Here is a 25,698-nt window from a genome sequence, read left to right as displayed (position 1 = left end):
CCATGTGGCCGGAACGACCGGCCGGCGAGGGGAGGCAGGGCGATGGCCTGGTCGATCGCGGACGTGGCCCGGCTGTCCGGAGTGACGTCCCGGACGCTGCGGTACTACGACGAGATCGGTCTGCTGCCCCCTGCGGGGACCGGCCGCAACGGGCACCGCTCCTACGAGCGGCGGGATCTGCTGCGGCTGCAACAGATCTTGCTGATGCGGGAGTTGGGCCTGGGCCTGCGGGACATCGCGGCGGTCCTCGACAGACAGGCGGACCGGGTGGCCGTGCTCCGGGAGCACCACCGGCGTCTGCTGGCGGAGCGGAACCGGCTCGACACCCTGGTCCGCACGGTCGGCCGCACCATCGCGGAGTTGGAGGAAGGAAAGGACGGGGACGACATGGCGGAGATCAACAGGCCGGAGAATCTGTTCGAGGGCTTCGACGCCTCGCGCTACGAGGACGAGGCGCGCGAGCGGTGGCCGCGCGAGTACGAGCGGTCCCGGCGGATCGCCGGCCCGCTCACGGCCGAGGACCAGGAGCGGACGCAGCGCGAGATCACGGCGCGGATGGTCCGCATGGCCGATTTCATGGCGGCCGGCACGCCAGTGACCGACCCGGCGGTGCAGGCCGAGACGGATGCCCACTACCAATGGCTGTGCGGATTCTGGACCCCCAGCGCGACCGCGTACAAGGGACTGGGGCAGATGTTCACCGACGACCCGCGCTTCCGTTCGGCGTACGACAAGATCGCGGCCGGGCTGGCGGAGTACCAGCGCGACGCGATGGCGGTCTACGCCGACGCCCGGCTGAGCTGACCCACCGCTGACGCCCGTCGGGTACGCAGTCGTCGCCGCTGTCACCCGCTCAGCGCGCGCCGGGCTTCAGACGGCTCGCGCGGGACTCCAGGAAGCGGCGCTCGGTGAGGCTGGCCGTGCCGCGCGCGGCCAGAAGATAGTGCTCGCGGGCGGCCGGGAGGTCGCCGGAGCGCTCCAGGAGATGGGCGCGGACGACATGGAGCCGGTGGTGGCCCTCGACGCGGGCGTCGTCGTCCAAGGTGGCCAGCAGGTCGAGCCCGGCCCGCGGCCCCTGGATCTCGGCGAGGGCGACGGCGCGGTTGAGGGTGACCATCGGGTTGGGCGCGATCCGCTCCAGGATCTTGTACAGGGTGTGCACCTGGTGCCAGTCGGTGTCCTCGGTGCGCTCCGCGGCGGCGTGCGTCGCGGCGATGGCAGCCTGGAGCTGATACGGCCCGAGCGCCGAGCGGGCCATGGCCGTACTGATCAAAGCGGTGCCCTCGGCGATCAGGTCGGCGTCCCAGAGCGTACGGTCCTGCTCGTCCAGCGGGATCAGGTCGCCGCCGGGCCCGGTCCTGGCGGCGCGGCGCGCGTCGGTGAGGAGCATGAGGGCGAGCAGGCCGGCGACCTCGCCGTCGTCGGGCAGCAGCCGACCGACCACACGGGTCAGCCGGATCGCCTCGCGGGCGAGGTCGGCGCGGTGCAGCGCGGCCCCGGAAGTCGCGGTGTAGCCCTCGTTGAAGATCAGGTACAGCACGTGCAGGACGACCCGCAGCCGTTCCTCGCGCTCGCGTGCCTCGGGCAGGGTGAAGCGGCTGCCCGCCGCCTTGATCCGCTGCTTGGCCCGGCTGATCCGTACGGCCATGGTGGCCTCGGGCACCAGGAACGCGTGGGCGATCTCCGCCGTGGTCAGACCGCCGACCGCGCGCAGGGTCAGGGCGGTCTGCGAGCCGGGCGTCAGCGCCGGGTGGCAGCACAGAAACAGCAGTATCAGGGTGTCGTCACCCTCCGGCGCGCCGTCCTCGCCGGGACCCGGGCTGACGCCCGCCTCCCGCTCGGGGGACTGGGCCGCCGCGGCCGTCTCCCGCGCCTTGCGGGCGTGGTCGCTGCGGATCTGGTCGATCAGCCGGCGGGAGGCAGCGGTGATCAGCCAGCCGCGCGGATGGTCCGGCACACCGTCGGCCGGCCACTTCACGGCCGCGGCGAGCACCGCCTCCTGCACGGCGTCCTCGCACTCCTCGAACTGGCCGTGCCTGCGGACCAGCACACCGAGGACCTGCGGCGTCAGCTCGCGCAGCAGGTCCTCGGTCACGGTGTCGGTGCTCACATCTCCAATTGTCCACCGGAGAACATCACCTGGCGCACCTCGATGCCCAGCCCCTCCACCTTCGCGTCGGGGATCATCGCGGCGAGCTCCAGAGCGCGCTCGCGGTTCTCGCAGTCGACCAGGTAGAAGCCGCCGAGGTACTCCTTGGTCTCCAGGTACGGCCCGTCGGTGACGACCCGCTGCCCGTCGCGGACCCGCACGACGGCGCTCTGCGAGATGTCGGCCAGGCCCTGGGTGAGGATCATCTCGCCCGACTCGGTGACCGTGTTGATGAAGGCGTCGTGGCCGCCCATGACCTCGTTGCGCTCCTCCTCGGTCAGCGCGTTCCACACCGCCGGGTTCATGTGCATGATCAGCAGAAACTTCATCGCTACTCCTCTGTCCCGCGTGGACGCCGTCCGCGGATGCCCTACTCGGACGTCCCGCGCGTATGTCGTACGTGTGTGCCGTACGCCGAACCCCTTCCGGGTCCGTGCACCACACGGTCGGAGCCGCGGACGGCTTCTTGACATCGGCGGCGCATCGAATTCCGGCCCGTTCCGATCCGTGCCGATGCGTTTCGATCCGTGCCGATCCGCTCCAATACGGCCCGCTCCGAAAAATTCTTCCAGCCGGACCTCAAGAAGCCCGTCGCCGCTCCGACCGGTGCGGGAAAGAGACCCGACACGGCGGAGGAGCGGACATGCCGGACAACGGGGATACGGGCGCGCCGGGCGGACCGGCGGACCGGCCCGAGTGGCTGGGCCTGACCCTGCTCGCCCTGCCGACGCCACTGGTGGCGATGGACATGACCTCGCTGTTCCTCGCGCTGCCCCGAGTGACCGCCGACCTCGGCGCGAGCGGTGTTCAGCACCGGATGTCGGGCGCGCCGCCCGACGCGGCCCCGCCGCCGGCCGTACGCTCGCCGGTGCCACCGCCGCCAGTGACCGGCTCCCGCCCGGTCCGGACGCCGAGCTGGTGCGCACGGCCAGGTCGCCCTTCACCGCCGGGGTGAACCTCACCGGAGTCAGCGCGACCGGGGTTGACGTACGGCGGGCGCGGTCATCTAAGCTCCATCGAGTTCACAAGGACACTCATCGTTCATGTCCTTGAATCCGCCGGTGAGTGGGCGTCCCGTACGCGCCACCCGCGCGTCACCCGCATCGAGAGCCGAGAGCCGAGCCGTACCGACGCCACCACCGGCCGTCCATGCCCGCAGCGCACCGAGCACGCACGGCACTTGGAGACTCCGATGGACCGACGCCACTTCCTGATCGGCGGTGCGGCACTCGCCGCGACCGCCACCGCGACCGCGATCCCCGCCACCGCGTACGCCACCGCCCGTGCCGCGGCCTCTGCCGCCGCCCCGCCCTCCCCGGTGCTGCCCTCCAGGGCGGCCGTCGTCACCGCACTGCGCCGCGTCGCCGACCACTGGATCGGCGCCCACACCGACCCCGGCAACAACCAGTGGGCCAACGCCACCTTCTTCAGCGGCCTGACCGCCCTGTACCGGTTGACGTCCGACACCCGCTATCTGGCCTATGCGCGCTCCTGGGCCGAGCGGAACAACTACGGCCTCAACGGCGGCACGACCACCCGCAACGCGGACAACCAGTGCGCGGGCCAGGTGTATCTGGACCTGTACGAGATCGAACCCGACCCGGCGAAGCTGACCGCGATCGAGACCTGCCTGCACCGCATGGTCTACACCGACCAGGCCGGCAAGGACGACGACTGGTGGTGGGACGACGCGCTGCACATGGCGATGTCGCCCTTCGCCCGCCTGGGCGTGCTGCGCGGTGACGCGAACTACCACCGCAAGCTGCACGACCTGTACCGGCACACCAAGTCGGCCGAGGGCGGCCCCGGTCTCCACGACCCGGCCACCGGGCTGTGGTACCGCGACAAGAACTTCCTGCCCGGCGGCATCCTCTCGCCCTCGGGCAAGCCCGTGCTGTGGTCGCGCGGCAACGGCTGGGTCGCCGCCGCGCACACCAAGACCCTCAAGGCGCTGCCCGCCGATCAGGCCGACACCGCCGAATACCGCGCCACGCTCAAGGAGTTGGTACGGGCGGTCGCCGCGGTGCAGCGCACCGACGGCTTCTGGAACGTCAACCTCGCCGACCCCGCGCACTTCCCCGGCCCCGAAACGAGTGGAACCGTTTTCTTCGCCTACGGCACCGCGTACGCGGTACGCGCGAGACTCGTCGACCGGGCCACGTATCTGCCGGTCGCCGCGCGCGCCTGGAACGGCCTGCTGGCCACGGCGGTTCACCCCGACGGCGCCCTCGGCTGGATCCAGAAGGTCGGCGACCGGCCGGACTCCAGCCAGCCCGTGACGTACGACAGCACGGCCGACTTCGGCGTCGGCGGATTCCTGCTCGCCGGGACCGAACTCGCGGCGCTCGCCACCTGATCGCGAGCCGGGTTCGGCCAACTCCCGCACCGCGCAGGGGCTTGACGGGGGTATTAGTCCGTACCTATGGTCTGCGGTCAGTCAAGTGTTCAGAAATGCAAGCTCGGTTCACACTCAGGAACGCCATGGTGCACACCGGGGAACACGCGCTCACCAACGCGCTCACCCGGGAACGCGCCCGCTCACGAACAGCCCCCCACTCAAGATCGGATGGTCACCGCATGGCAGGCACCCCCACGCCCTCGCCCGCGCGCCACCGCCGCCGCGTACGGCGCCCCGTTCTGCTGGTCACCGCCGCCTGTGCGGCCGCGGCCCTTGTAACCGGTTTCTCCGCCTGGCCCGGAGGCGCCCAGCGCGCCAGCGCCGCACCGGCCGCCTTCGTCCACCCCGGAGTGACCGTCTCCGCCGCCCAACTCGACTTCGCCCGCGCCAAGGTGCAGGCCAACGCCGAGCCGTGGAAGAGCGCGTACAACCAGATGATGGCCAGCTCGTACGCCTCGCTGACCCGCACGCCCAAGCCGCGCGCGAACGTCGAGTGCGGCTCCTACTCCAACCCCAACAACGGCTGCACGGACGAGCGCGAGGACGCGATCGCGGCCTACACCGACGCCCTGGCCTGGTACTTCACCCGTGACGCGCGCTACGCGCAGGAGTCCATCAAGCTGATGGACGCGTGGTCGGCGACGATCACCCAGCACACCAACAGCAACGCCCCGTTGCAGACCGGCTGGGCGGGCTCGTCGTGGCCCAAGGCCGCCGACATCATCAAGTCGACCTACACCGGCGGCTGGCCGAACGCCGGGCGCTTCGGCACCATGCTCCGCAACGTCTACCTGCCCGAGATCATCAACGGCTCGAACAGCAACGGCAACTGGGAGCTGTCGATGATGGAGGCCGCCGTCGGCATCTCCGTCTTCCTCGACGACAAGACCGACTACGACAAGGCGATGGCCAAGTTCCGCACCCGCGCCGCGGCCTATGTCTACATCGCCGCGGACGGGGCGCTGCCCAAGACGGTTCCGAGCCAGAACCTCGACACCAAGGCCAAGATCGTCAGCTACTGGCAGGGGCAGTCCACCTTCGTCGACGGGCTGACCCAGGAGACCTGCCGCGACTTCACGCACACCGGCTACGGCATCTCCGCGATCTCGCACATCGCCGAGACCAGCCGCATCCAGGGCGACGACCTGTACGGCACGGACATCGGCGAGCGGCTGCGGCAGGCGCTCGGCTTCCAGTCCAAGTACGAACTGGGCACGGCGCCGCCGAGCTGGCTGTGCAACGGCAGTGTCAACCGCGGCCTCGGCCCGATCACCGAGACCGGCTACAACGCGCTGCACACCCGGCGCGGGGTCGCGATGACCAACACGCAGACCCTCACGCAGAACAACCGCCCCGCCGGTTCCAACAACCTCTTCGTGGCCTGGGAGACCCTCACGAACGCCGAGAACCCCAACTGACCCACGCGGACGGCGAATCACGCGAGGGCCGCGCACCCTACCTGGCTGCGCGGCCCTCGTCGCGCGCTCTACGCGGAGCCCCGCAGCCACGGCGTCCGGCAAGCGCCTGACGGACACCGGATGTTCGGTCCCGTCAGCGGCGGCCGACAGTGTCGCCGAGAGCGAAAACCGGAGGGAATCAGGCGGCGCGGTGCGTACCGTCTGCCGGATGACTCTCTCTTACGACACGGCGGGCGACGGCCCCGCACTGGTATTCCTGCACGCCGGGGTCTGCGACCGGCGGATGTGGGACCCGCAATGGCAGCCGCTGGCCGACGCCGGTTACCGCGTCATCCGCTGCGACCTGCGCGGCTTCGGCCGGACCCCCGCGCCGGACGCGCCGTACAACAACGCCGACGACGTGATCGGACTCCTCGACACGCTCGGCATCGGTCAGGCGGCGCTCGTCGGCGCCTCCTACGGCGGCAAGACCTCGCTGGAGATCGCCGCGCGCCACCCCGAGCGGGTCGGCGCGATGGTGCTGCTGTGCCCGGGAATGGCCGGATGCGAAGCCTCCGCCGAACTCGACGCGCTGGACGAACGCGAGGAGGCGCTGCTGGAGGCGGGCGACCTCGCGGGCGCCGTCGAGCTGATGGTCGAGACCTGGATCGGCCCCGAGGGCGACGAGGCCGCCCGGCGGGCCGTACGCGTCCAGCAGCGGAACGCCTACGAAGTACAGCTCGCCGCCGAGGAGTTCGACCAGCTCCGCCCGCCGTACGACCTCGCGGCGGTACGGGCGCCGTCCCTCGTCGTCTCCGGCGCCCACGACCTGGCGGACTTCCGGCAGATCGCCGCCCGGCTGCCCGGACTGCTCGCCGACGCCGGCCACCTCGAACTGCCCTGGGCCGGACACCTGCCCAGCATGGAACGGCCCGCCGCCGTCACCCACCTGCTGAAGGACTTCCTGGGGGAGCGGTGGAGCGAGACCCCGCGCGCGCCTCAGGTGACGCCGAAGGTCACCCGGTAGTCGCACCGCCCCTTGCACGACATCGTTGCCGCGTCGTCGAAGGCGTACGAATAGGCGTACGGCGCGGCCTTCTTGAACACCTGCGTGTAGTCCACCGGCCACTTCGACGGCACGCAGTTCTCCCGCCCGGCCCACGCGCCTTGGCAGCAGTAGGTGTCCCCGCCGAAGGCCGCGCACGGCGGCTTGCAGCCGACGACCCGGCCGCCCGACATGGCCCGCATGGCGCTGGGGCAGTCCACCGGCTTGGTGCACGCGCCCTTGTAGCAGCCCGTCGCACTCACCGGATCGGCGGTCACGGTGTGCGAGATGTTGATGTACATCGGCAGATTCGCGCCGTCGACCATGCTCACGTCGTAGAAGTCGAGCCCGGCGTACGCGTCGAAGGTGAACTCACCCAGCGTGGTGGGCGGGTTGGCGCCCGAGCACTGCGACGTGCAGTCCCCGGTCAGGCACGCGCCCTGACCGCCGGACGTGCAGCCGGTACGGCCCCAGATCCGGCCGCCCCATTTGTTGCCCACGGTGAGGGACGTGCTCTGCCCCGGCCGCAGCTCCCGGCCGTTCGGATACGCGGCGGTGCCGGTGACGATCGCCCACACCGTCTCCTGCGTGCGGTTGACGACGGTGATCGTCCGCCCGCCGCCCGAACCGGCCCCGGCCGCCGCTGACTTCGGCGCGGACGGCTTCGGCGACGAGGGCTTGGGACTCGGCCGCTGCGACGGGCGCGCGGTCGCCGACGGCGAGGCGGACGCGCGGGTCGCGGTCGCGGACGCCGTCGGCGACCCGGACACGGTCGGGGCCGCCGGAGCCGAAGCCGCGGCCTGGCGGGTCACCGCCTCCGTACTCGCGGACCCGTCACCGCCCGGCGAGGACGGCCAGTAGTAGACCACCCCGCTCGCGACCACGGCGGCCACGACCAGCCCCCACCAGCCCCGTACGGATCTCGTCCGCCGCCTGCGTCCCATCGTGCCGCCTCCAGCCGTGCCACGTGCATCGGTACACGTCGGAGACCCCGTGGGACGCGGCCGGATAACACAAACCGTCCGGCGACGGCATGGCGAAGGGCGGGAACACCCCCGTGGCTCCCGCCCCTGTCATTCGGACCGCAACCGCCGTCGCGCCCCGGCTGTCCGGCCGAGGCGCGGAGGAAGGGCCGGCGCATGCCGTCCGGGATTCCGCTAGGTCTCGTCGTCGTGCAGCGGGAGCCAGTTGGCGCGGCGGCGGGCCGCCTTCGGCTTGTTGAGGTGCATGATCGGTCCCTGTCTGTCGGCGAACCGTCCGTGGACCGCCCTCATGGGCGACGGACGGGCCGCCCCGTGGCCGGGGTCCGCGGGTGGCGGGTCCGACCTGGGGCATGCACGTGCAAGCCTGCCGGTCACGGCGCCGGCCTGTCGTTAGCAGCCGGTCGCCTGACGACTTGGCAATGCGTCCACAACGGCCGGAGCCACCCTAGGAACCCGCACCCGGACGTACGGACCGCTGGCGGTGGTCGGTGGGCGCCGCCCCGTGGACGGCGCGGTAGGCGCGGCTGAAGTCCGCCGCCCGCGGAAAGCCCCAGCGGGCCGCGATGAGATGGATCGGCGTCTCCAGCAGCGCCGGATCGGCCAGGTCGCGACGCGCGCCCTCCAGCCGCAGGCGGCGTATGTACGAGGCGACCGTCTCGTCCTCCGCCTGGAAGAGCCGGTGCAGGTAACTGCGCGAAATATGGTGCACCGCGGCGATATGACGAGGCGTCAGTTCCGGGTCGTGGAGATTCTGCCGGATGAAGGACTTCACCCGCAAGGTGAGCGCCCGGGTCCGCGTCTCCGGTGTCAGCGCCGCCTCGGCGTCCAGGGCGTTCGCGAGGAGCGCCGCCACCAGGTCGACCAGCACGGCGCCCAGCCGAGGACCGTCGGAGGGCGCGTACGGCACGGTGTCCGCGGCGAGCTGGGTGAGGAACTGCGCGAGCAGCGCGCCCACGCCCTCGCGTCCGGTGATGTGCCGCCCGATCACCTTGTCCAGCCGGTGCTGCGGAAGCGGCAGCAGCACCTTGGGGATCTCGACGCCCACCGAGGAGATCGACCCGTGCCCGGTCCAGATCTCGTACGGCCGCGAGGAGTCGTTGGTGTGGATGTCGAACGCACCGTAGGAGTTCTCCTCCCGGCCCCACGACACCCCGGCCTCACCGCTCAGCAGGAGCGAGAGGTGGTAGACCTCGGGGTCCGACTGCCGGATCAGCTTCGGCGTGCGCAGGAAGACCAGCTGCTCGAAGGTCGCGGGCCAGATCGACACCGCGCCCAGCCCGATCAGCCGCTGATGCGCCTTGAAGTCGGCCGCGCACTCGCTCTCCAGCCGCATCGGGGCGTGCGTACGGTTCATGCACTCGCGCCAGGCGTCGAATCGGTCCTCGACCGCCAGGTCCTCGCTGCGGAAGACCGTCTCCGCCAGCATCGCCACACCCACTTCCGCACCGCGACATCGCGCCGCCGACGTCGTGCCCGCCCCGGCCGTCCCGGAAAGCGGAACGTACGGCGCCGCGTCGGCGACCCCGGTGAGTTTGCCATGCGCCCCGGCGAGCCCCGCACGGCACCCGGCCGGGCCGCCGCCCCGGCACACCCTCCGGTCAGGTCCTTCGCGCGTCACCGCGCAGGACGCGGTGCCCGTACTCGGCGATCAGCGGGTCGAGGTCCGGCTCACCGAATTCGGCGATCAGCGCGCGGAACGCGACCACCTTGTCCGGGCCGAACCGCGCCACCTTCCCGGCGTACGCGGCGGCGTCAAGGAACTTCGGCGGGCTCGACTTCGAGTGGAACTTGTCCGCGTACATCACCAGCCGCTCCTCGACGGACCCGGCGACGTACTCACCGGGCGGGATGGGCAGCCGCTGCCGCTCGATGTCGGCGCGCGTCAGCCCGACGCCGGTGTGGTGGGAGGCAAAACGGCACAGCTCCTCCGGCAGGCCCTCCGCGCGCAGCAGCTCGTGGCCGAGCACACCGTGCCGGACGTACGCGTCGTCGCCCAGCCGGTAGACACCGATGTCGTGCAGGAGCGCACCGGTCTCGACGAGCCCGGTGTCCACCGGCTCGGGCGAACGCGCGGCCAGGTCGAGGGCGATCCGCGCCACGATCTCGCAGTGGGTGCGGACGAGGGACAGGGACTCACGGGTCGGAGCGTACTTCTCGTGCAGCGCGCGCACGCTCTCGGCGGTGGGAAGATTCACTTCCGCAGCGTATGACCCGACACCCCGCGCCGGGGGCCCGCGGGCGGCCGTACGGAGTGCGATGCTCTGCTGATGACCACAGAACCGGGCGCGGCGCGGCGGGCACGACGACAGGGGGCACCGCCGTGCTGAACGTCCTGAACTGGCTCCGCACCCGCGACGCGGACCTGTCCGCGCTGCGCCGCGCCGGACGCGCCGCGATCGTCATGCCCGCCCTGTTCGCCCTGTGCGACAAGGTCGTCGGCAACCCGGCCATGGCCACCTTCGCCTCGTTCGGCGCGCTGTCCGGGCTGCTCTTCGTCGACTTCAGCGGCGCGATGGGCCAACGGCTCGCCGCGCAGACCGGTCTGGTGGCGGCGGGCGCGGTCCTGGTCACCGTCGGGACGCTCGCGTCGCGGACGGCGTGGCTGGCCGTCCTGGTCACCCTCGTGGTCGGCTTCCTCGTGCTGTTCGCCGGGGTCGTGAGCTCGGTGCTGGCCAGCGCCTCGACCGCGCTGCTGGTCGCCTTCGTGCTGCCGGTGACGCTGCCCGCCCCGGTGAGCGCGCTGCCCGACCGGCTCGCGGGCTGGCTGCTGGCCGGCGCGGCGTCGGTGATCGCCGTCGGCCTGCTGTGGCCCGCGCCCCGGCGCGAACCGCTGCGGCTGGCCACCGCCACGGCGTGCGCGCTGCTGGCCCGGCGGCTGCGCTCCGAGGTCGACTGCGTCTGCGGCGGCTTCGGACCGGTCGGCGCGGCCGAGTACCGGGCGCTGTCCGACGAGGCGGGCGCCGCCGTCGCCGCGCTGCGCACCTCGTTCTTCGGGACGCCGTACCGCCCCACGGGACTGTCCACGTCGGCGCGCACGCTGGTCCGGCTGGTCGACCAGGTGGTGTGGCTCGACGCGATTTTGGAGCGCATGCCGCTCGACGAGGAGCCCGGGCCGACGGACGCGGTCGTCTGCGACGTGAAGGTGGCCGCCGCGACCCTGCTCGAACACGGCGCGGCCAGCCTGGAGTCGGTCGCCGACAGCTCCGCGGAGCTGGAGCGCGACCTGCGGCGGCTGGAGGCCGCCCGCGAGGCGATGGAGACGGCCGTCACCGGCGATCTGCCGCTGCACCGGCCCCGGACGGCGAAGTCAGGCTCCGCCGACGCGCCGGGCCCGTCCGGCGCGCCCGACACCCCTGCCGCCGACGACGCCGTGGCCGGAATCCTCGGCGCCCTCGAACCGAGCTTCCGCGCCCAGGAGATGAGCTTCGCGATCTCCGCCATGGCCACCAACATCGGCCTCACCGTCGCCGCCCTGCGCCGCGGTTGGTGGGACCACGTCCTGGGCCGCGGGCCCTCGGGCGTGCCGTCCTTCCTGTCGTCCGCGCAGGAACGCGCCGGGGCCCACGTCGAGCGCCACTCCGTCTGGCTGCACAACAGCGTCCGCGGCGCCATCGCGCTCGCCCTGGCCGTCCTGCTCGCCGAGTCGACCGGAGTCCAGCACTCGTTCTGGGTCGTCCTCGGCACCCTCGCGGTGCTGCGCTCCAACGCCCTGAGCACCGGCCAGAACGCGCTGCGCGGCCTGCTCGGCACGGGCGTCGGCTTCGTCATCGGCGGCGGCATCGTCTACGGCGTCGGCACCCACACCACCGCCCTGTGGCTGCTGCTGCCCTTCGCCGTGGCCTTCGCGGGACTCGCGCCCGCCGCCATCTCCTTCGCCGCCGGACAGGCCGGGTTCACCACCGTCCTGCTCATCCTCTACAACATCATCGAGCCCGCGGGCTGGCAGATCGGGCTCGTCCGCGTCGAGGACGTCGCCCTCGGCTGCGGGGTCTCCCTGGTGGCCGGGGCGCTGTTCTGGCCACGCGGGGCAGGACGCGCCCTCGGCCAGGCACTGGCCGGCGCCTACGAGGAAGGCGCCCACTATCTGCGCGGCGCCATCCAGTACGGCGTCGCCCGCTGCGACGCCGCCGCCCCCGCGCCCGCCACCCCGCAGGACGAGCGGCGCCGGGCCGCCGCCGCCTCGCGCCGCCTCGACGACGCCTTCCGCGGCTTCCTCGCCGAGCGCGGCACCAAGCACATCCCGCTGGCCGACGTGACGACCCTCATCACCGGCGTCGCCGCGCTGCGGCTCACCTCCGACGCGATCCTCGACCTGTGGGAGCGCGAGACCGTCACCTCGCAGGAGGACAGGACGGCGGCCCGCGGCGAGATCCTCTACGCGGGCACCTTGCTGGTCGACTGGTACGAGGCCGCCGCGCGGGCCCTCGCGGGCTCCGGCGCCGTCCCCGACCGTGCCGCCCGCGACGAGGCCGCGGACGGGCGGCTGCTCGACGCCGTACGCCGCGACCTCACCGCCGACGACGGGCGCGGCACCTCCACCGCCGTCAAGATGATCTGGACCTTCGACCACATCGACGCGGCCCGCCGCCTCCAGGCGGGCATCCTGCGCCCGGCGCGGGCCGCCGCGACCCTGCGACAGGGCCGCGGCCCGTTCGGCCCGCGTCCGGCGCTGCGGGTCAGGTCGTCGCGGGCGTGAGGCTCAGGTCGAGGCGCTGCGGACCGCGGACGAACACCCCGCTGTCCGGGGCCGGCGTCCCGTCGGCGAAGCCCATCTCGGTGAAGGCGTCCAGGAGTTGGTTGGCGCCGACCTCCACCTCGGCCTTCGCCAGCAGCGCGCCCACGCAGAAGTGCCGCCCGAGCGCGAACGCCAGGTGGTCGGCGGCGGCGCTGAAGGCGTTCGCGGTGGTCAGGTCCGTGCGGTGGATGTCGAAGGTGTCGGGCCTGTCGTAATGCCGCTCGTCACGGTTGGCCGCGCCGATCAGACAGGTGACCGTCGCGCCCGCCGGGATGGTGACGCCGTGGAGCGTGACGTCCTGGGCCGGCTGCCGCATGATCATCTGGAGCGGGGGAGTGAACCGCAGGGACTCCGCGAAGGCCGCCGCCACCAAGTCGCGGTCGGCCCGCACGGCCTCCAACTGCTCGGGGTTGGCCAGCAGATTGCGGAACATCCCGGAGATCGCCTTGTCGGTGGTCTCGCCGCCCGCGGACAGCAGCAGGCTCACGAACGAGGTGATGTCCTGGTCGGTCATCACCGTGCCGTCGATCTCCGCCGTGCACAGCGACGACAGCAGGTCCTCGCCCGGCTCGGCCCGCCGCCGGTGGACGATCGGCACCAGATACGCGGCCAGCTCCCGGCTCGCGCGCATCCCGGCCTCGGCTACCTCGGGGTCCTGCGCGAGATTGGCGAAGAAGCCGACCACGGCGGCGTACCACGCGTGGAAGCGGTCGTGGTCGTCGCGGTCGAGCCCGAGCATGTCGACGATCACATTGACCGGGAAGCGGGTCGCGAACTGATCGACCAGGTCCGCCTGTTCGGCGTCACGGAAGGCGTCGATCAGATCGCGCGCGTTGCGCTCGATCACCGGCAGGAACCGCTCCCGTAACTCCCGGCCGCGGAAGGCCGGTGCCACCAGCGCCCGGTGGACGGAGTGCTCCCGCCCGCTCATCTGCACGATGGTCCGCCCGCCGTGCACCGGTTCGAGCTGCCAGGCGTAGTTGTCGGTGGTGAACACCGGGTCGCGAAAGGCCCGTTCGACGTCCTCGTACCGCGACAGCAGCCAACTGCCGGTGCCCTCGTGGAAGACGACGGGGTAGTGCTCCCGCAGGACGCGGTAGGCCGGATACGGGTCGGCGGCGAACTGCGGCGAGAGGATGTCGGGCGGTTGCGGTATGACGGTCACGATACGTCCTCTGCTTCCCTGCTCACGGGCGCGTACGGCATGCGGGCGGTCACGACGCTAGGGCACGGCGGGCAGCCGCACCTAGGCGCTTTCGCGCCCTGTGCGGACCCCTACACTCCTGGCCATGCTGCCTCTGGACGACCCCCGCTGGACCACGCTCGACCACCGCGACCGGTCGAACGGCAAGAGCGGTTCCGACGCCCCCTGCGTGCCCGACGAACTGCGCCACCTGCTCGACCACCCCGCCGACCGCGAACGCTTCGACGACCTGTGGCCGTACCTCTGCTCCGAGGGCACCGCCTGGCCCGCCGCGTACGCCGCCGTGCCGCACATCGTCGCCATCGCGCGCGGCCTTCCGGCGGCCGAGAGGGACGACTACCTGTACGTGATCGGGCTCGTCGCCATGTGCTCGGGCGAGTACGGGCAGGTCTGGGACGGCCTGCCCGACGACCTCGCGCAGGCGTACCGGCAGGCGCTCCCCGAGGCGCTGGCCCTGCTCGGGGAGACGCTGGTGGCGGGCGACCACGACCAGGTCACCACGGGTTATCTGCTCGCGGCCACGGCCGCGCTCAAGGGACACGGCGAATACGCCGAAATCCTCAACGACCTCGATGTGTACGCCGAATGCCAGTCCTGCGGCGAGCCGATGCTCGAACTGCCCTGATCCGCGCCGACCGTATACAGCGCCGAACCGGTCAGACCGATTCGCCGAAGCCGGGAAGAATGGCGAGGCGCCGCACGGTCGCCTTCTTGGCGATCTCGATGCCGGGCGCGTAGGTGTCCGAATTGTACCAGGCCCGCGCCTGCTCCACGCTGCTGAACGACAGCAGCGTCAGGCCCTTGGCACCGTCCCACGTGCCCTCGACCGCCTCGGGCCTGGCGTTGATCATCAGGTACTCGCCGCCGAATTCGGCCACCGCCTTCTGGGCGATCTCCCGGTAGTCCGCCATGGCGGCCATGTCGGTCACTTGGATTTCCAGCAGGACGTACGCGGTCATCTGCGGTCTCCCCGAATTCGGCTGCGAAATACGTCACATGACGTGGAACGCTGTGGATCACATGTGATCCGGCGCTCAGCATGCCGAATTCGGGACGGCCGCGCAATGGTCCCAAAGTCCCCGTGCCGTGCGGGAATTGGCGTGACTGTCACGCTCCGGCCCGCGATTGGCTCACCGACCCGCCGCGGTGAACCGCCAGTGGCCGGAACCGATCGCGTAGACCGCCTCCTCGCCGTCGCTGTGCAGCAGCCGAGCGCCGTGCGTGGCCTCGACCCGCGGATGCCGTGCGTCGGGCAGCGGCAGATGGACGGTCGCGGTCGAGCCGACCGGCACCGTGACGTCGAGCGTGGTCCGGCCGTTCGTGACGGTCCAGGAACTGGCGACCGTGCCGCGCGGGGTGGCGATCGAGGCCGCGGCGTGCCGCATCCCCGCAGGGATACGCGGCGCGACCGTCACCGTACGGTAGGCCGGCCCGGTCGGCTCGATGCCCGCCAACCGCGTGTAGAGCGAGGCGTTGACACCGGCGAACATCGCGTGGTCGTGGGTCTCCATGTTGGAGTAGTACGTCCACTGCTCCCACGAACTCGTCGCGCCCTGGCCGATCTCGTACCCGAAGCCGGGGTAGGTGCGCTGGTCCAGCACCGTCATCGCCACATCGATCCGGTCGATCGCGGCGAGCGCGTCCATCAGGTAGCGGGTGCCGAAGATGCCGGTGTCGAGGTGTCCGCCGTCCTTCTCGGTGATGGTGGCGACCAGTTGCCGTCCGACGGCCGCCGCATGCGCCGTGGGCACCATGCCGAAGGCCAGCGGCAGCACGCTCGTGGTCTGCCGCCCGTCCCCGTAGGTGTCGCCCGCCGCGTTGAGGAACGCGGCGTTGAACGCGTCCTTGATGTCCCGCGCCAGCGTCCCGTAGCGGGCGGCGTCCGCGCTGTGGCCCAGCGCCGTCGCCGACTTGGCGACATCCACCGCCTGGAGGTAGGACAGCGCGGTGTTCACCACCGACACCTCGCTGGTGCAGGCGCCCGCGTTCGGCCCGCCGCGACCGCCGTTGGCGTTGGCGCCGCGGTCCGGCGGACACCAGTCGCCGAAGCCCCGGTCGCTCGGCCAGATGTGCCCCGGCACATCGGCGGCGTTCTTGTCGACGAACGCCTTCATCGCCGGATACGTGGCCGCCAGCGTCGCCCGGTCGCCGTACTGCTCGTACAGCGTCCACGCCAGCGTGATCTGGTCGCCGCCCATGTCGGGCTGCTGCGCGTTGCCCGCGTCGTTCGGCAGGGCCGTGCCGGGCGGCATGTCCTGGAGGTACTTGGCGTAGTAGCGGTCCATGCCGAACTCACGGGTGGACGCGTCGTGATACGCCTGCACGTCCATGCCGGGAGGAGTCCGCTCGTCGCGGACCGGATTGTCGGTCGGGACGCTCATCGAGTTGTTGAGGACGCTCCACCGGTTGTTCCGCCAGATCTGGTTCAGCAGCGCGTCGGAGGAGGAGAAGGTGCCCGTCGAGGCCACGTCGGCGTGCACCACGCGCGCGTCCAGGCTGCTCAGGGCCGGTTCGCCGGGGAAGCCGGTGACCTCGACATAGCGGAAGCCGTGGTAGGTGAAGCGCGGCTCGTACGTCTCCGCCGTACGGGCGCCCGCCAGAGTGTAGGAATCGGTGGACGCCGCCGACCTGTTGGTGGCCGTGTCCAGCGTCCCGTCCGCGCCGACCTCCTCCGCCGTCCGCATCCTCACGGTCGTCCCGGCGGGACCCGTCACCCGCAGCCGCTCCCACCCCGCGATGTTCTGCCCGAAGTCGTAGACGTAGACGCCGGGCTGAGGCTGCGTCAGCTTCACCGCACGGAGCGTGTCCGTCACCCTGACCGGCGGCATGGTGTCCGCGACGAGCTTGTCCGAGGGCGCCGCCACCGTCCGCACCGGCTGCCAGCCGGAGTCGTCGAACCCGGCGCGGTCCCAACCCGGCTTGTCCAGGCGGGCGTTGTAGCTCTCACCCGCGTAGAGGTCATTGGCGGTGACGGCGCCGATCGACCACTTCCAGGAGTCGTCGCTGACGACGCTCTGCCGGGTGCCGTCGGAGTAGCGGACATCGAGCAGCACGACGGCCTGCTTGGGCCCGGTCCAGCGGAAGCCGTACGGGCTGAACCGTGGCCCGTATCCGTTGCCCAGCCAGAGGCCCACCGCGTTGGCGCCCTGCTTGAGGGAGCCGGTGATGTCGTACGTGGCGTACAGATCGCGCTGGTCGTACGGCGTGCTCGCCGGTGCGAGCACCCGGTCGCCGACCTTCGCGCCGTTCAGGTGCATCTCGTAGAAGCCGAGCCCGTAGACGTACGCCCGCGCCCTGGTGACCTTCTTCCGGCCGTCGAGGGTGAAGCCCTTGCGGAGCAGGGGCGCCGCGGGGTTCGGGTCGAGCAGTGTCGGGTCGCCCTTGGGTTCGAGCTGCCCGTCGGTGACCGCCGAGTCGGGGAAGGACGGGTCGGGCGAGGCGGAGAAGTCGTCGGAGAACAGCCTGGCCCCGTCCAGGCCGCGCACCACGAGGTTGTCGTACAGGGCGTCCTCGGCGACATGGCCGGTGGTCGAGGTGCGGAAGCCCAGGGTGCCGGCGGTGAAGGTGGTGTCGGTCCGGGTGTCCACCCGCGTGCCGTCGACCGAGGTGGTGATCGTGGCGCCGTCCGCCCGGACGGTCAGGTGGTGGGGCGCTCCGGCGTTCGCCGTGGTGACCACCGGGCTGAGGTCGACCTCACCGAGGGTGGCGAAGGAGCCGTCCTTCTGGACGTGCGGGCGCAGCAGCACCTTGCCGGGCGTCGAGGCCGCGTTGATCTGCCACATGTAGTAGTCGCGGCTGTCCTTGACGCGGAACAGGACGCTCGCCGCGCCCGCCTTGATGGTGAAGTCCGTGTCCAGGGTGAAGTCCGACCAGGAGTCGGCGCCGCCGGTGTCCGGGGTGATCCACCGCGCGCCCTTCCAGTCCGCCGAGTTCAGCAGGCCCATCTCCCAGCGCCCGACCGGACTCCAGGCCGACGCCCGGCCGTAGGCGTCCCAGACCTGCACCTTCCAGTAGTAGGTGCGCGAGGACTCCAGCGCGGGACCGCCGTAGGGCACGCCGGTCGAGTCGTCCGTCGCCACCCGGCCGCTGTCCCAGACGTCCGCCTTCGGGGAGTTCAGCCGGGCCGGGTCGCTCGCCACCAGCACCCGATAGGCGCTCTGCCGCTGGCCGTTGGCCGCGGCGCGCAGTTTCCAGCCGAGCGCGGGACGCGGATCGTCGATGCCCAGCGGATCCGTCGTGGCGTCAGCGGTCAGCTCACCCACGGAGATTCCGCCGGACGCGGCCTGCGCGGCCGGGGGGCGAGCGAAGGGCGCGCCGCCCAGGGACAGCGACGTCACCAGCACCGCGACGGCGATCCCGTACGACAGTTTTTCCCGCGCAAAACCGGACATCGGACTCCTTGCGGTGAGTGAAACGATTCACTCCATTGGGGCGTGAGAAACGTATGAGAACGCCCGGCGGGGCGTCAATACTTCTGACGCGGCCCGGTTGCGTGCAGCCGCCATCCGGGGGTGTGTACCCGATCCATCGGATCAGACATCGTTGTCGACATTGAAAGACGTTTCAATTTCCTTGTCGTGGGCTTTCGGGTAATTCCGGGCGCATGCCTATTGACCGGCCGCTGAGATGGACTTAGGTTCTCCACGGCTCCTGTTGAATCGTTATATGGTCTGCCCCGCTTCGGATACGGCGCGTCCCCCGTGGCCCGCGCCCGGCGACCGGCCCCGCACCGCCCCTGTGAGGCGGGCCCGTTCGGCGCGACGACGGAATGAATCGATTGACCGGGCAGGCGGCGCCGCACCACGGCCGCGCACCGCGCGACGTACTCCAGAGGGGACACCGATGACCGCACACCCCGCAGCGCAGCCCGACGGCGGACGGCCCGCACGGGCCCGACCGGCCAGGCTCGTACGGGCGTTGACCGCCGCCCTGCTGCTCACCTCGGCCACCGGACTGCTGCCCGCCGTCACCGGACAGGCCGCGGCCGACAGTGGCACGGCCGCCTGCCCCTGGCTGCACTCCAAGGCCGCCCCGGAACAGCGGGCCGCGCAGGTGCTCGCGCGGATGACCACCGACGAGAAGCTGTCGATGACCCACGGCAGCCAACTCCCCGGCTACGCGGGCGTGGTGGCCCCCCTGTCCCGGCTCTGCGTACCCGCGCTGAACCTCAACGACGGGGGAGCGGGCGTGGTGATGGGCGGCACGACAGCCATGCCCGCTCCGGTCGCCGCCGCCGCCACCTGGGACCCGGCCGTGGAGACCGCGTACGGACAGGTCGTCGGCGCCGAGGCGAAGACCAAGGGCGTCAGCGTCAACCTCGGACCCGATGTGAACCTGGAGCGCGACCCGCGCGGCGGACGCGTCTTCGAGATGGCCGGTGAAGACCCCTACCTGTCCGGCGCGATGGCCACCAAGTACGTCCAAGGCGTCCAGTCCCAGGGCGTGATGGCCGACCTCAAGCACCTCGCGGCCAACGACACCGAGCAGAACCGCAACAACGGCAACGCCATCGTCGACGAACGCACCCTCAACGAGATCTACTACCCGGCGTTCAAGCAGGCCGTCCAGCAGGGCGACGCCGCCTCCATCATGGCCGCCACCAGCCTGGTCAACGGCGTCCACTCCAACGAGGACGCGTATCTGCTGAACCGGACCGCCAAGCAGGACTGGGGCTTCGACGGATTCGTCGTCACCGACTGGGACGGCGCCCGCAGCACCGTCCGGGCCGCCAACGCCGGTCTCGACCTCACCATGCCCGCCCCCGGCAACTTCGGCCAGCCGCTCGCCGACGCCGTCCGCTCCGGGCAGGTCGGCATGGCCGTGCTCAACGACAAGGTCGCCCGGCTGCTCACCGAGGAATTCGCCTACGGCCTCTTCGACACCGCACCGGGCTCGCCCTCCGCGACCGCGACCACCCCCGCGCACGTCGCCACCGCGCGCGACATCGCGGCGCAGGGCACCGTCCTGATGAAGAACGCGGGCCGGCTGCTCCCGCTCGACCCCGCCAGGACGCCCACGGTCGCCGTGATCGGCGCCGCCGCCAAGGACGCGCCGATCACCGGAGGCGGCGGCAGCTCGCACGTACCCGTGGACGCCTCGTCCGTCGTCACCGTCGCCGACGGCATCGCCCAACGGCTCGGGACGAAGGGCCGCGTCGACTACCTCGGCTCCTGGGCCGCCCTGGCGTCCTCCTCCGCCGGCCCCTCCGACCAGCCGCACAACATGGTCGACGGCAACGCGGGCACCCGCTGGTCCAGCGGCACCCCGATGGCCGACGGCCAGTGGGTCAGCGTCGACATGGGCGCCTCGCACAGCATCGACCGGGTCACCCTGGACGCGGGCAACAGCACCGACTACGCCCGCGGTTACCGCGTCCTGCTCTCCGCTGACGGCGCCACATGGGGCGACCCGGTCGCCGAGGGCGCCGGCACCGGACAGGTCGTCACCGCGACCTTCGCCGCCCGGCAGGCCCGCTACATCAGGATCGAACAGACCGGCACCGCCGACAGTTGGTGGTCGATCGCCGAACTGACCGCCTTCGGCGCGGACGGCACCGGCGCCCAGGTCGCCATCGGCAGAACCGGAGTCGACGTCCCCGGCGTGACCGACAAGCTGGCGACCGTACCGGCCGCGACCTTCACCACCGCCGACGGCCAACCCGGCCTGACCACGCAGTACTTCAACAACCTCGACCTGTCCGGCACCCCCGCGCTCACCCGCGTCGAGCCGACCGTCGACGACCACTACACGGCCGCGCCCGGCCCCGGTGTCAACCCGGCCGGATTCTCCGTGCGGTGGAAGGGCTACCTGACGGCACCCGTCACCGGCACGTACACCTTCTCGATGGCCAACACCGGCGGCATCCGGATGACCCTCGACGGGCAGCCGGTCTTCCAGGACTGGGCGCAGTACGGCCCTGGCGTGTCCGCCATCCGCCTCAGGGGCGGCGTGCGGACCCCGATCACGGTCGAGAACTACCAGCCGGTCAACGGCCCCACAGGACCGGTCGCCGGGACGCCGACCAGCCCGCCGGGCAACGGCTCGGTCACTCTGGGCTGGCAGGTGCCCGACACCGCGGCCATCGCCGCCGCGGCGGCCGCCGCACGACAGGACAGCGTCGCCGTGGTCGTCGTCAACGACGACGAGAGCGAGGACGGCGACCGGCAGAATCTCACCCTGCCCGGCGCGCAGGACGACCTCGTCGCCGCCGTCGCCGCGGCCAACCCGCACACGATCGTCGTCCTCAACACCGGCGCGCCCGTGCTCATGCCGTGGCTCGACAAGGTCGACGGCGTCCTCGAGTCCTGGTACGGCGGCCAGCAGAACGGCGCCGCACTGGCCTCCGTCCTGTTCGGCGACGTCAATCCCTCGGGCAAGCTGCCCCAGACCTGGCCCGCGAGCATGGCGCAACTGCCGACCGCCGACCCGTCCCGCTACCCGGGCACCGTCGATGTGGCCACCAACACCACCGACTACCACTACAGCGAGGGACTCGAGGTCGGCTACCGCTGGTACGACGCCCACCACCTCACCCCGCTCTTCCCGTTCGGCTACGGCCTGACCTACTCGTCCTTCTCCTTCAGCGGGCTCACCGTCTCACCGGGCGTCACCGGCACGACCGGGCCGGTGAAGGTCTCCGCGACGGTGAAGAACACCGGCACCCGTACCGCCTCCGAGGTCGCCCAGCTCTACATCGGCGACCCGGCGGGCGCGGGCGAACCCCCCAAGCAGCTCAAGGGATTCCAGCGCGTCACCCTCCGGGCCGGACAGTCGCGGCGCGTCACCTTCACCCTCGCGCCCGACGACCTGCGCACCTGGGACTCCAAGGCCCACGCCTGGACGACGATTCCGGGCACGTACCGGATCTACGTCGGTAACTCCTCCCGCGATCTGCCGCTGACCGGCGCCCACACCCTCACCACGACCACCGGCGCCCGTACCGTCACCGCGCAGGCTCCCGCCGCGCTCGACCCCGTCCACGGCAACGTGGTCACCACCACCCTCACCGCGGGCGGCACGCGCACGCTCCAGCACGTCCGGCTCGGCCTCGGCGTACCCGCCGGATGGACCGTACGGGCCCTGACGCCCGCCACTTTCAACCGTGTCGACCCCCGCACCCGCCCGCGCACCTCATGGCTGGTGACCCCGCCCGCCGACGCGCAGAACCGCCTGTGGCGGCTCACCGCGACGGCCACGGCGAGCGGCGGATTCAGCGTCTCCGGCGGTCAACAGGTCACCACCGCGCCGCTGGTGGCCGCGCGACTGACCTCCGCCACCAAGCTGGCACGCACCGGCACCGCGTTCCCCGCGACCCTCACCCTGCGCAACGCGACCGACCAGACCGTCACCGTCACCGCCGACATCAAGGCGCCGACCGGCGTCACCGTCACACCGTCCCGGGCCGCGGTGACCCTGCGCCCCCGCGCCACCGCCACCACCAAGCTGACCGTCACCGTCGGCGCGAACGCCACCTCCGCGGCGCTCGACCTCACCGGTACCGCCACCGTGGCCCGCCACGACCACCCGCTCGACGGCGGATCGCTCGCACTGCCCCTGCTGTACGGATCACTCGCCGCGGCCTTCGACAACACCGGGGTCGGCGACGAGACCGCCCCCGGCGCGGCCGACTTCGACGGCGCGGGATTCAGCTACTCCGCCCAGGCCCTCGCCGACGTCGGCGTCAAGCCGGGCCAGCCCGTCGCACACGGCCCGGCCACCTTCACCTGGCCGGACCCGGCACCGGGCGGCGCGGACAACGTGGTCGCGGCCGGACAGCACATCGCGGTGGACACGAGCGGATCTGCCCTGTGGTTCCTCGGCGCCGCGAACAACGGCAGCGGATCGGGCACCGGCACTCTCACGTACACCGACGGCAGCACCGCCCCGTTCACCCTCGCCCTCACCAACTGGACCCCGAGCACCCCGCTCCCCGAGGACGAACCCGTCGCCACCGCACCCCGCTGGAACCGTCCGCCGAACAGCGGCTATCCGGCCGACACCGCCGTCAGCCTGTACGCCACCAAGATCCCGCTGGCCGCGGGCAGGACGCTGGCGTACGTCACCCTGCCGACCACGGTCACCGGCGATCAGGCGGGCACCCGGCTGCACGTCTTCGGCCTGACCGTCACCTAGGGCGTGTCCGTGAAGTCTCGTCTGGCTGGCGGCGCCTGGCACGCACGCTCGCTGCGTTGTCGGGCTCATCCGAATAGGCCCACTATGAGGACGACCCTCCGCCTTGCGATCGCACGCACCAGACACCGCCAGCCCCGCCCTCCGGGCGGACGACGCGACTTCACGGACACGCCCTAGGCCCGACAGGACCCGCCGGACCATGAGCGCCGTTCCCCGTCCACCCCTCCCGGGCGGGGAACGGTACCGCCGAGTGCCGTACACGCCGGGCCGGGCACGACTAAGGTGTGCCCGGCCCGCACCCGCCCGGCGGGCCGGATGTTCCTTGGGGGGACCGTCATGCGTATCTCACTGCGCGCCTCACTGCGCGCCACCTTATTGACCACCGCCGTCGCGCTCGGACTTGTGGCCGGGGGAGTCGCCCCCGCGCAAGCCGCGACCGGCTACGACCGGTGCCCGCAGGGCGCCCTGTGCCTGTTCGACCAGCCCGGCGGCCAGGGGACCATGACGTCCTACACCGCCGCGCAGCCGACCCTCGGCGCGTGGGACGACAAGGCGTCCTCGGTCTACAACCGCACCGGCTACCACGCCCTGTGCATGTACAGCCTGGCCGACTACCAGTACCTCGACGCCGTCCACGACGTCGAGGCCGACACCACCGGCACCGGCGACGACCGCTGGGAGCTTTCGCGGTTCACCAGTCCCGGCGCCACCCTCGACCACAACCTCAGCTCCTTCCGCTGGGCGCACACCCTGCGGGAGTGCCAGGGAGGCCCCGAGTACCTGCCGTGGTTCGCGCCGTACGGAGTCTTCAAACGCCCCGCCCAGCCGTTCGGCGATCTCAACGGCGACGGCCGCCAGGACCTGCTGCTGCGGACGTACTCCGGAAAGCTGTGGCGGCTGCCCGGCGACGGCACCGCGGGTCTTGAGGGGTCCGGCTGGAACTCCATGTCGGCGTTGACCCGGCACGGCGACCTCAACGGCGACGGCACGGAGGACCTGCTGGCCCGCGACACCACCGGCCGGCTGTGGATGTATCCGGGCACCGGCCGCGGCACCTTCGGCGCCCGGCTCCTGGTGGGCCCCGGCTGGAACACGATGACCGCCGTGACCGCCGCCGGAGACCTCGACGGCGACGGCAAGGGCGATCTGCTGGCCCGCGACACCACCGGCCAGTTGTGGATGTACCCCGGCCGGGGCGACGGCACCTTCGGCACCCGCCTGCTCGTCGGCCCCGGCTGGAACGTGATGGGCGCCTTCGCCGCCCCCGGTGACCTGACCGGCGACGGCCGCCCCGACCTCGTCGTGACCGAACTGTCCACGGGCAAGCTGTGGCTCTATCCGGGCGACGGACACGGCCGCCTCGGCGCCCGCGTCCTGGCGGGCACCGGCGGCTGGACGCCCTTCACCACGCTCCTCGGCATCGGCGACCTGACCGGTGACCTGCTGCCCGATCTCGTGGCCGCCACCACCGGGCAGATGCGCGTGTACTCGGCGGGGACGTCGGAGGGCGTCTTCGACACCGGGGCGCGCGTGAGCCTGTCCGAGGACGACGCGCTGTTCTGATCCCGCCGGTAGTCACCGGACGGGTGCGTCCGGCGGACGGCCCGCCAGGGAGTCGAGGAGGCCGCGCGTGGCGGTCGGTGCGCCGATCGCCGCGCTGGTCCGGTGACTCCCGGCGCGGACCGCTCAGGCGGAGGCGCGGACCCTGATCAGCGGCGCGTCCCGCGAGAACTCCCGGAATCCGACGCCGTAGTACAGGGCGCGCGCCGCCGGATAGCCCGGCGCGCCCAGGCAGGCGACGGTCGCGTGCGTGGCCCCGGCGGCCCGCGCGCGACGCATGCCGTGCAGGAGCATCGCCCTGGCCAGCCCCAGACGCCGGTAGTCCGGATGGGTGCCGACCGGCTCGAACTCGACGGTCGCGTTCGCCTCGTCGAACCACATGATGGTCGAGGACGCCATCGTCGCGTCCGGCGCCTCCACCAGAAGGTGCAGATCCGCGCGGTAGCCCGTCGCCCGCCGGACACCCTCATAGCTCTCGGCCGTGTACGTCGAGGGCGCCCACGCGTCCACATGGGCCCGGACCGCGGCCTGCGGTCCCGCCTCCTCGGCGGTGCGGAACCGGAATCCGTCCGGCAGCAGCGGCTCCTCGACGTCGGTCAGCTCCCGCTCGTTGAGCTGCGTCCAGGACCCCTTCTCGCCGAGCGAGGCCGGATCGGGCTCGTAGCCGTGCGCCGCCCACCGCGCCAGGCCGAACGTGTCGGCGCCGCTCGGCACCACCGTCCGCTCGACGTCCGGCGTCGTGGCGTGGAACCAGTCGATCACCTCGTCGACCAGTCCCGCGTGGTCGGGGTGGACCTGATACGCCAGATAGGCGCCGGTCGCATCCCGCACAGAACCGTCGCTGCGCCGCAGCCGGTGCGGAAGCTGGGCCCAGCCCCACGCGACCGGCTCCCCGCCGGAGAACCACAGCCGCCGCGGCCAGTTCGCGCCGCCGGCGGCGTGCCCCTTGCCCCAGTTCCACGCCAGCTCGCCGTACGACGCGTCGGTGTTCACCAGGTCAGGGCGCACGGCGGTGACGCGCTGCGCCATGTCCTGCATGAGCTGTACGTCCGCGGCGGTCAGCAGCTCGAAGTCGGTCATGGTCCGCCACAGTGT

General features: G+C 71.9%; 19 protein-coding genes. 10 read left to right on the top strand and 9 right to left on the bottom strand.

What is annotated here, in order from left to right:
* Positions 1-42 precede the first annotated feature (42 nt).
* Positions 43-804 carry a TipAS antibiotic-recognition domain-containing protein gene (locus ACFY9V_RS34945; protein ID WP_391164338.1) on the top strand — a complete coding sequence of 254 codons (762 nt, stop codon included), beginning with the start codon at positions 43-45 and terminating at the stop codon, positions 802-804.
* A gap of 49 nt (positions 805-853) precedes the next feature.
* Here ACFY9V_RS34945 and ACFY9V_RS34940 read toward each other — a convergent pair whose 3' ends face one another.
* Together ACFY9V_RS34940 and ACFY9V_RS34935 are read right to left on the bottom strand one after the other, a co-directional pair.
* Entirely contained in the window at positions 854-2,110 is a 1,257-nt protein-coding gene (locus ACFY9V_RS34940) for a DUF6596 domain-containing protein (RefSeq protein WP_355343635.1), read from the bottom strand.
* The gene (locus ACFY9V_RS34935; protein ID WP_391164335.1) at positions 2,107-2,478 is read right to left on the bottom strand and encodes a YciI family protein; all 372 of its coding nucleotides are present in this window, start codon (positions 2,476-2,478) and stop codon (positions 2,107-2,109) included. The genes ACFY9V_RS34940 and ACFY9V_RS34935 overlap by 4 nt, the downstream gene beginning before the upstream one ends.
* Positions 2,479-2,792: 314 nt before the next feature.
* Here ACFY9V_RS34935 and ACFY9V_RS34930 point away from each other — a divergent pair, with 314 nt between their 5' ends.
* The 4 genes from ACFY9V_RS34930 to ACFY9V_RS34915 all read left to right on the top strand — a co-directional run bounded on the left by ACFY9V_RS34930 (position 2,793) and on the right by ACFY9V_RS34915 (position 6,971).
* Positions 2,793-3,104: a hypothetical protein gene (locus tag ACFY9V_RS34930; RefSeq protein ID WP_391164334.1), complete on the top strand. Its 312-nt coding sequence runs from the start codon at positions 2,793-2,795 to the stop codon at positions 3,102-3,104.
* A gap of 237 nt (positions 3,105-3,341) precedes the next feature.
* Positions 3,342-4,505, top strand: coding sequence for a glycoside hydrolase family 88 protein (locus ACFY9V_RS34925; RefSeq protein ID WP_391164333.1), 1,164 nt, complete (start codon positions 3,342-3,344; stop codon positions 4,503-4,505).
* 221 nt (positions 4,506-4,726) lie between these two features.
* Positions 4,727-5,965: an alginate lyase family protein gene (locus ACFY9V_RS34920; RefSeq protein WP_391051866.1), complete on the top strand. Its 1,239-nt coding sequence runs from the start codon at positions 4,727-4,729 to the stop codon at positions 5,963-5,965.
* A gap of 208 nt (positions 5,966-6,173) precedes the next feature.
* Entirely contained in the window at positions 6,174-6,971 is a 798-nt protein-coding gene (locus ACFY9V_RS34915; RefSeq protein WP_391164332.1) for an alpha/beta fold hydrolase, read from the top strand.
* Here the strand turns inward: ACFY9V_RS34915 and ACFY9V_RS34910 are convergent.
* Positions 6,944-7,567 carry a thaumatin family protein gene (locus tag ACFY9V_RS34910; protein WP_355343620.1) on the bottom strand — a complete coding sequence of 208 codons (624 nt, stop codon included), beginning with the start codon at positions 7,565-7,567 and terminating at the stop codon, positions 6,944-6,946. The two genes, ACFY9V_RS34915 and ACFY9V_RS34910, sit on opposite strands and share 28 nt — an antisense overlap.
* A 10-nt stretch (positions 7,568-7,577) precedes the next feature.
* Between ACFY9V_RS34910 and ACFY9V_RS34905 the strand changes: the two genes are divergently transcribed.
* Entirely contained in the window at positions 7,578-7,850 is a 273-nt protein-coding gene (locus tag ACFY9V_RS34905; protein ID WP_391164331.1) for a hypothetical protein, read from the top strand.
* A gap of 567 nt (positions 7,851-8,417) precedes the next feature.
* On the opposite strand, the gene ACFY9V_RS34900 is transcribed toward ACFY9V_RS34905, so the two are convergent.
* Positions 8,418-9,398, bottom strand: a complete 981-nt coding sequence (locus tag ACFY9V_RS34900) for a helix-turn-helix domain-containing protein (protein ID WP_391051911.1) — start codon at positions 9,396-9,398, stop codon at positions 8,418-8,420.
* Between the two features lie 172 nt (positions 9,399-9,570).
* Complete coding sequence (locus ACFY9V_RS34895) at positions 9,571-10,167, bottom strand: HD domain-containing protein (RefSeq protein ID WP_391164330.1); 597 nt, start codon at positions 10,165-10,167, stop codon at positions 9,571-9,573.
* 125 nt (positions 10,168-10,292) lie between these two features.
* Here ACFY9V_RS34895 and ACFY9V_RS34890 point away from each other — a divergent pair, with 125 nt between their 5' ends.
* Positions 10,293-12,668: an FUSC family protein gene (locus tag ACFY9V_RS34890; protein ID WP_391164329.1), complete on the top strand. Its 2,376-nt coding sequence runs from the start codon at positions 10,293-10,295 to the stop codon at positions 12,666-12,668.
* Here the strand turns inward: ACFY9V_RS34890 and ACFY9V_RS34885 are convergent.
* The gene (locus ACFY9V_RS34885; RefSeq protein ID WP_391164328.1) at positions 12,649-13,872 is read right to left on the bottom strand and encodes a cytochrome P450; all 1,224 of its coding nucleotides are present in this window, start codon (positions 13,870-13,872) and stop codon (positions 12,649-12,651) included. The genes ACFY9V_RS34890 and ACFY9V_RS34885 overlap by 20 nt on opposite strands.
* 124 nt (positions 13,873-13,996) lie before the next feature.
* On the opposite strand from ACFY9V_RS34885, the gene ACFY9V_RS34880 reads away from it, so the two are divergent.
* Entirely contained in the window at positions 13,997-14,536 is a 540-nt protein-coding gene (locus tag ACFY9V_RS34880) for a hypothetical protein (RefSeq protein WP_391164327.1), read from the top strand.
* Positions 14,537-14,567: 31 nt separating this feature from the next.
* On the opposite strand, the gene ACFY9V_RS34875 is transcribed toward ACFY9V_RS34880, so the two are convergent.
* Both ACFY9V_RS34875 and ACFY9V_RS34870 read right to left on the bottom strand, forming a co-directional pair.
* Complete coding sequence (locus tag ACFY9V_RS34875; RefSeq protein WP_391164326.1) at positions 14,568-14,870, bottom strand: DUF1330 domain-containing protein; 303 nt, start codon at positions 14,868-14,870, stop codon at positions 14,568-14,570.
* 171 nt (positions 14,871-15,041) lie between these two features.
* Positions 15,042-18,302: a family 78 glycoside hydrolase catalytic domain gene (locus ACFY9V_RS34870; RefSeq protein ID WP_391164325.1), complete on the bottom strand. Its 3,261-nt coding sequence runs from the start codon at positions 18,300-18,302 to the stop codon at positions 15,042-15,044.
* A 451-nt stretch (positions 18,303-18,753) separates the two neighbouring features.
* On the opposite strand from ACFY9V_RS34870, the gene ACFY9V_RS34865 reads away from it, so the two are divergent.
* Together ACFY9V_RS34865 and ACFY9V_RS34860 are read left to right on the top strand one after the other, a co-directional pair.
* The gene (locus ACFY9V_RS34865) at positions 18,754-23,043 is read left to right on the top strand and encodes a glycoside hydrolase family 3 C-terminal domain-containing protein (RefSeq protein WP_391164324.1); all 4,290 of its coding nucleotides are present in this window, start codon (positions 18,754-18,756) and stop codon (positions 23,041-23,043) included.
* A gap of 336 nt (positions 23,044-23,379) precedes the next feature.
* Entirely contained in the window at positions 23,380-24,606 is a 1,227-nt protein-coding gene (locus ACFY9V_RS34860; protein WP_355343593.1) for an FG-GAP-like repeat-containing protein, read from the top strand.
* A gap of 123 nt (positions 24,607-24,729) precedes the next feature.
* Here ACFY9V_RS34860 and ACFY9V_RS34855 read toward each other — a convergent pair whose 3' ends face one another.
* Positions 24,730-25,683 (bottom strand): GNAT family N-acetyltransferase, encoded by a 954-nt coding sequence (locus ACFY9V_RS34855; protein ID WP_391164323.1) that lies wholly within the window; start codon positions 25,681-25,683, stop codon positions 24,730-24,732.
* Positions 25,684-25,698 lie beyond the last annotated feature (15 nt).

Origin of the sequence: Streptomyces sp. NPDC008317, assembly GCF_042955955.1 — a bacterium.
Classification (GTDB): Bacteria; Actinomycetota; Actinomycetes; order Streptomycetales; family Streptomycetaceae; genus Actinacidiphila.
This window is presented reverse-complemented; position numbering and strand designations above follow the sequence as displayed.

What these genes read in the sequence shown, in the direction of transcription:
- ACFY9V_RS34945 (WP_391164338.1), top strand. Translation starts at nt 43, where the DNA reads ATGGCCTGGTCGATCGCGGACGTGGCCCGGCTGTCCGGAGTGACGTCC.
- ACFY9V_RS34935 (WP_391164335.1), bottom strand. Translation starts at nt 2,478, where the DNA reads ATGAAGTTTCTGCTGATCATGCACATGAACCCGGCGGTGTGGAACGCG.
- ACFY9V_RS34930 (WP_391164334.1), top strand. Translation starts at nt 2,793, where the DNA reads ATGCCGGACAACGGGGATACGGGCGCGCCGGGCGGACCGGCGGACCGG.
- ACFY9V_RS34925 (WP_391164333.1), top strand. Translation starts at nt 3,342, where the DNA reads ATGGACCGACGCCACTTCCTGATCGGCGGTGCGGCACTCGCCGCGACC.
- ACFY9V_RS34920 (WP_391051866.1), top strand. Translation starts at nt 4,727, where the DNA reads ATGGCAGGCACCCCCACGCCCTCGCCCGCGCGCCACCGCCGCCGCGTA.
- ACFY9V_RS34915 (WP_391164332.1), top strand. Translation starts at nt 6,174, where the DNA reads ATGACTCTCTCTTACGACACGGCGGGCGACGGCCCCGCACTGGTATTC.
- ACFY9V_RS34900 (WP_391051911.1), bottom strand. Translation starts at nt 9,398, where the DNA reads ATGCTGGCGGAGACGGTCTTCCGCAGCGAGGACCTGGCGGTCGAGGAC.
- ACFY9V_RS34880 (WP_391164327.1), top strand. Translation starts at nt 13,997, where the DNA reads ATGCTGCCTCTGGACGACCCCCGCTGGACCACGCTCGACCACCGCGAC.
- ACFY9V_RS34875 (WP_391164326.1), bottom strand. Translation starts at nt 14,870, where the DNA reads ATGACCGCGTACGTCCTGCTGGAAATCCAAGTGACCGACATGGCCGCC.
- ACFY9V_RS34870 (WP_391164325.1), bottom strand. Translation starts at nt 18,302, where the DNA reads ATGTCCGGTTTTGCGCGGGAAAAACTGTCGTACGGGATCGCCGTCGCG.
- ACFY9V_RS34865 (WP_391164324.1), top strand. Translation starts at nt 18,754, where the DNA reads ATGACCGCACACCCCGCAGCGCAGCCCGACGGCGGACGGCCCGCACGG.
- ACFY9V_RS34860 (WP_355343593.1), top strand. Translation starts at nt 23,380, where the DNA reads ATGCGTATCTCACTGCGCGCCTCACTGCGCGCCACCTTATTGACCACC.
- ACFY9V_RS34855 (WP_391164323.1), bottom strand. Translation starts at nt 25,683, where the DNA reads ATGACCGACTTCGAGCTGCTGACCGCCGCGGACGTACAGCTCATGCAG.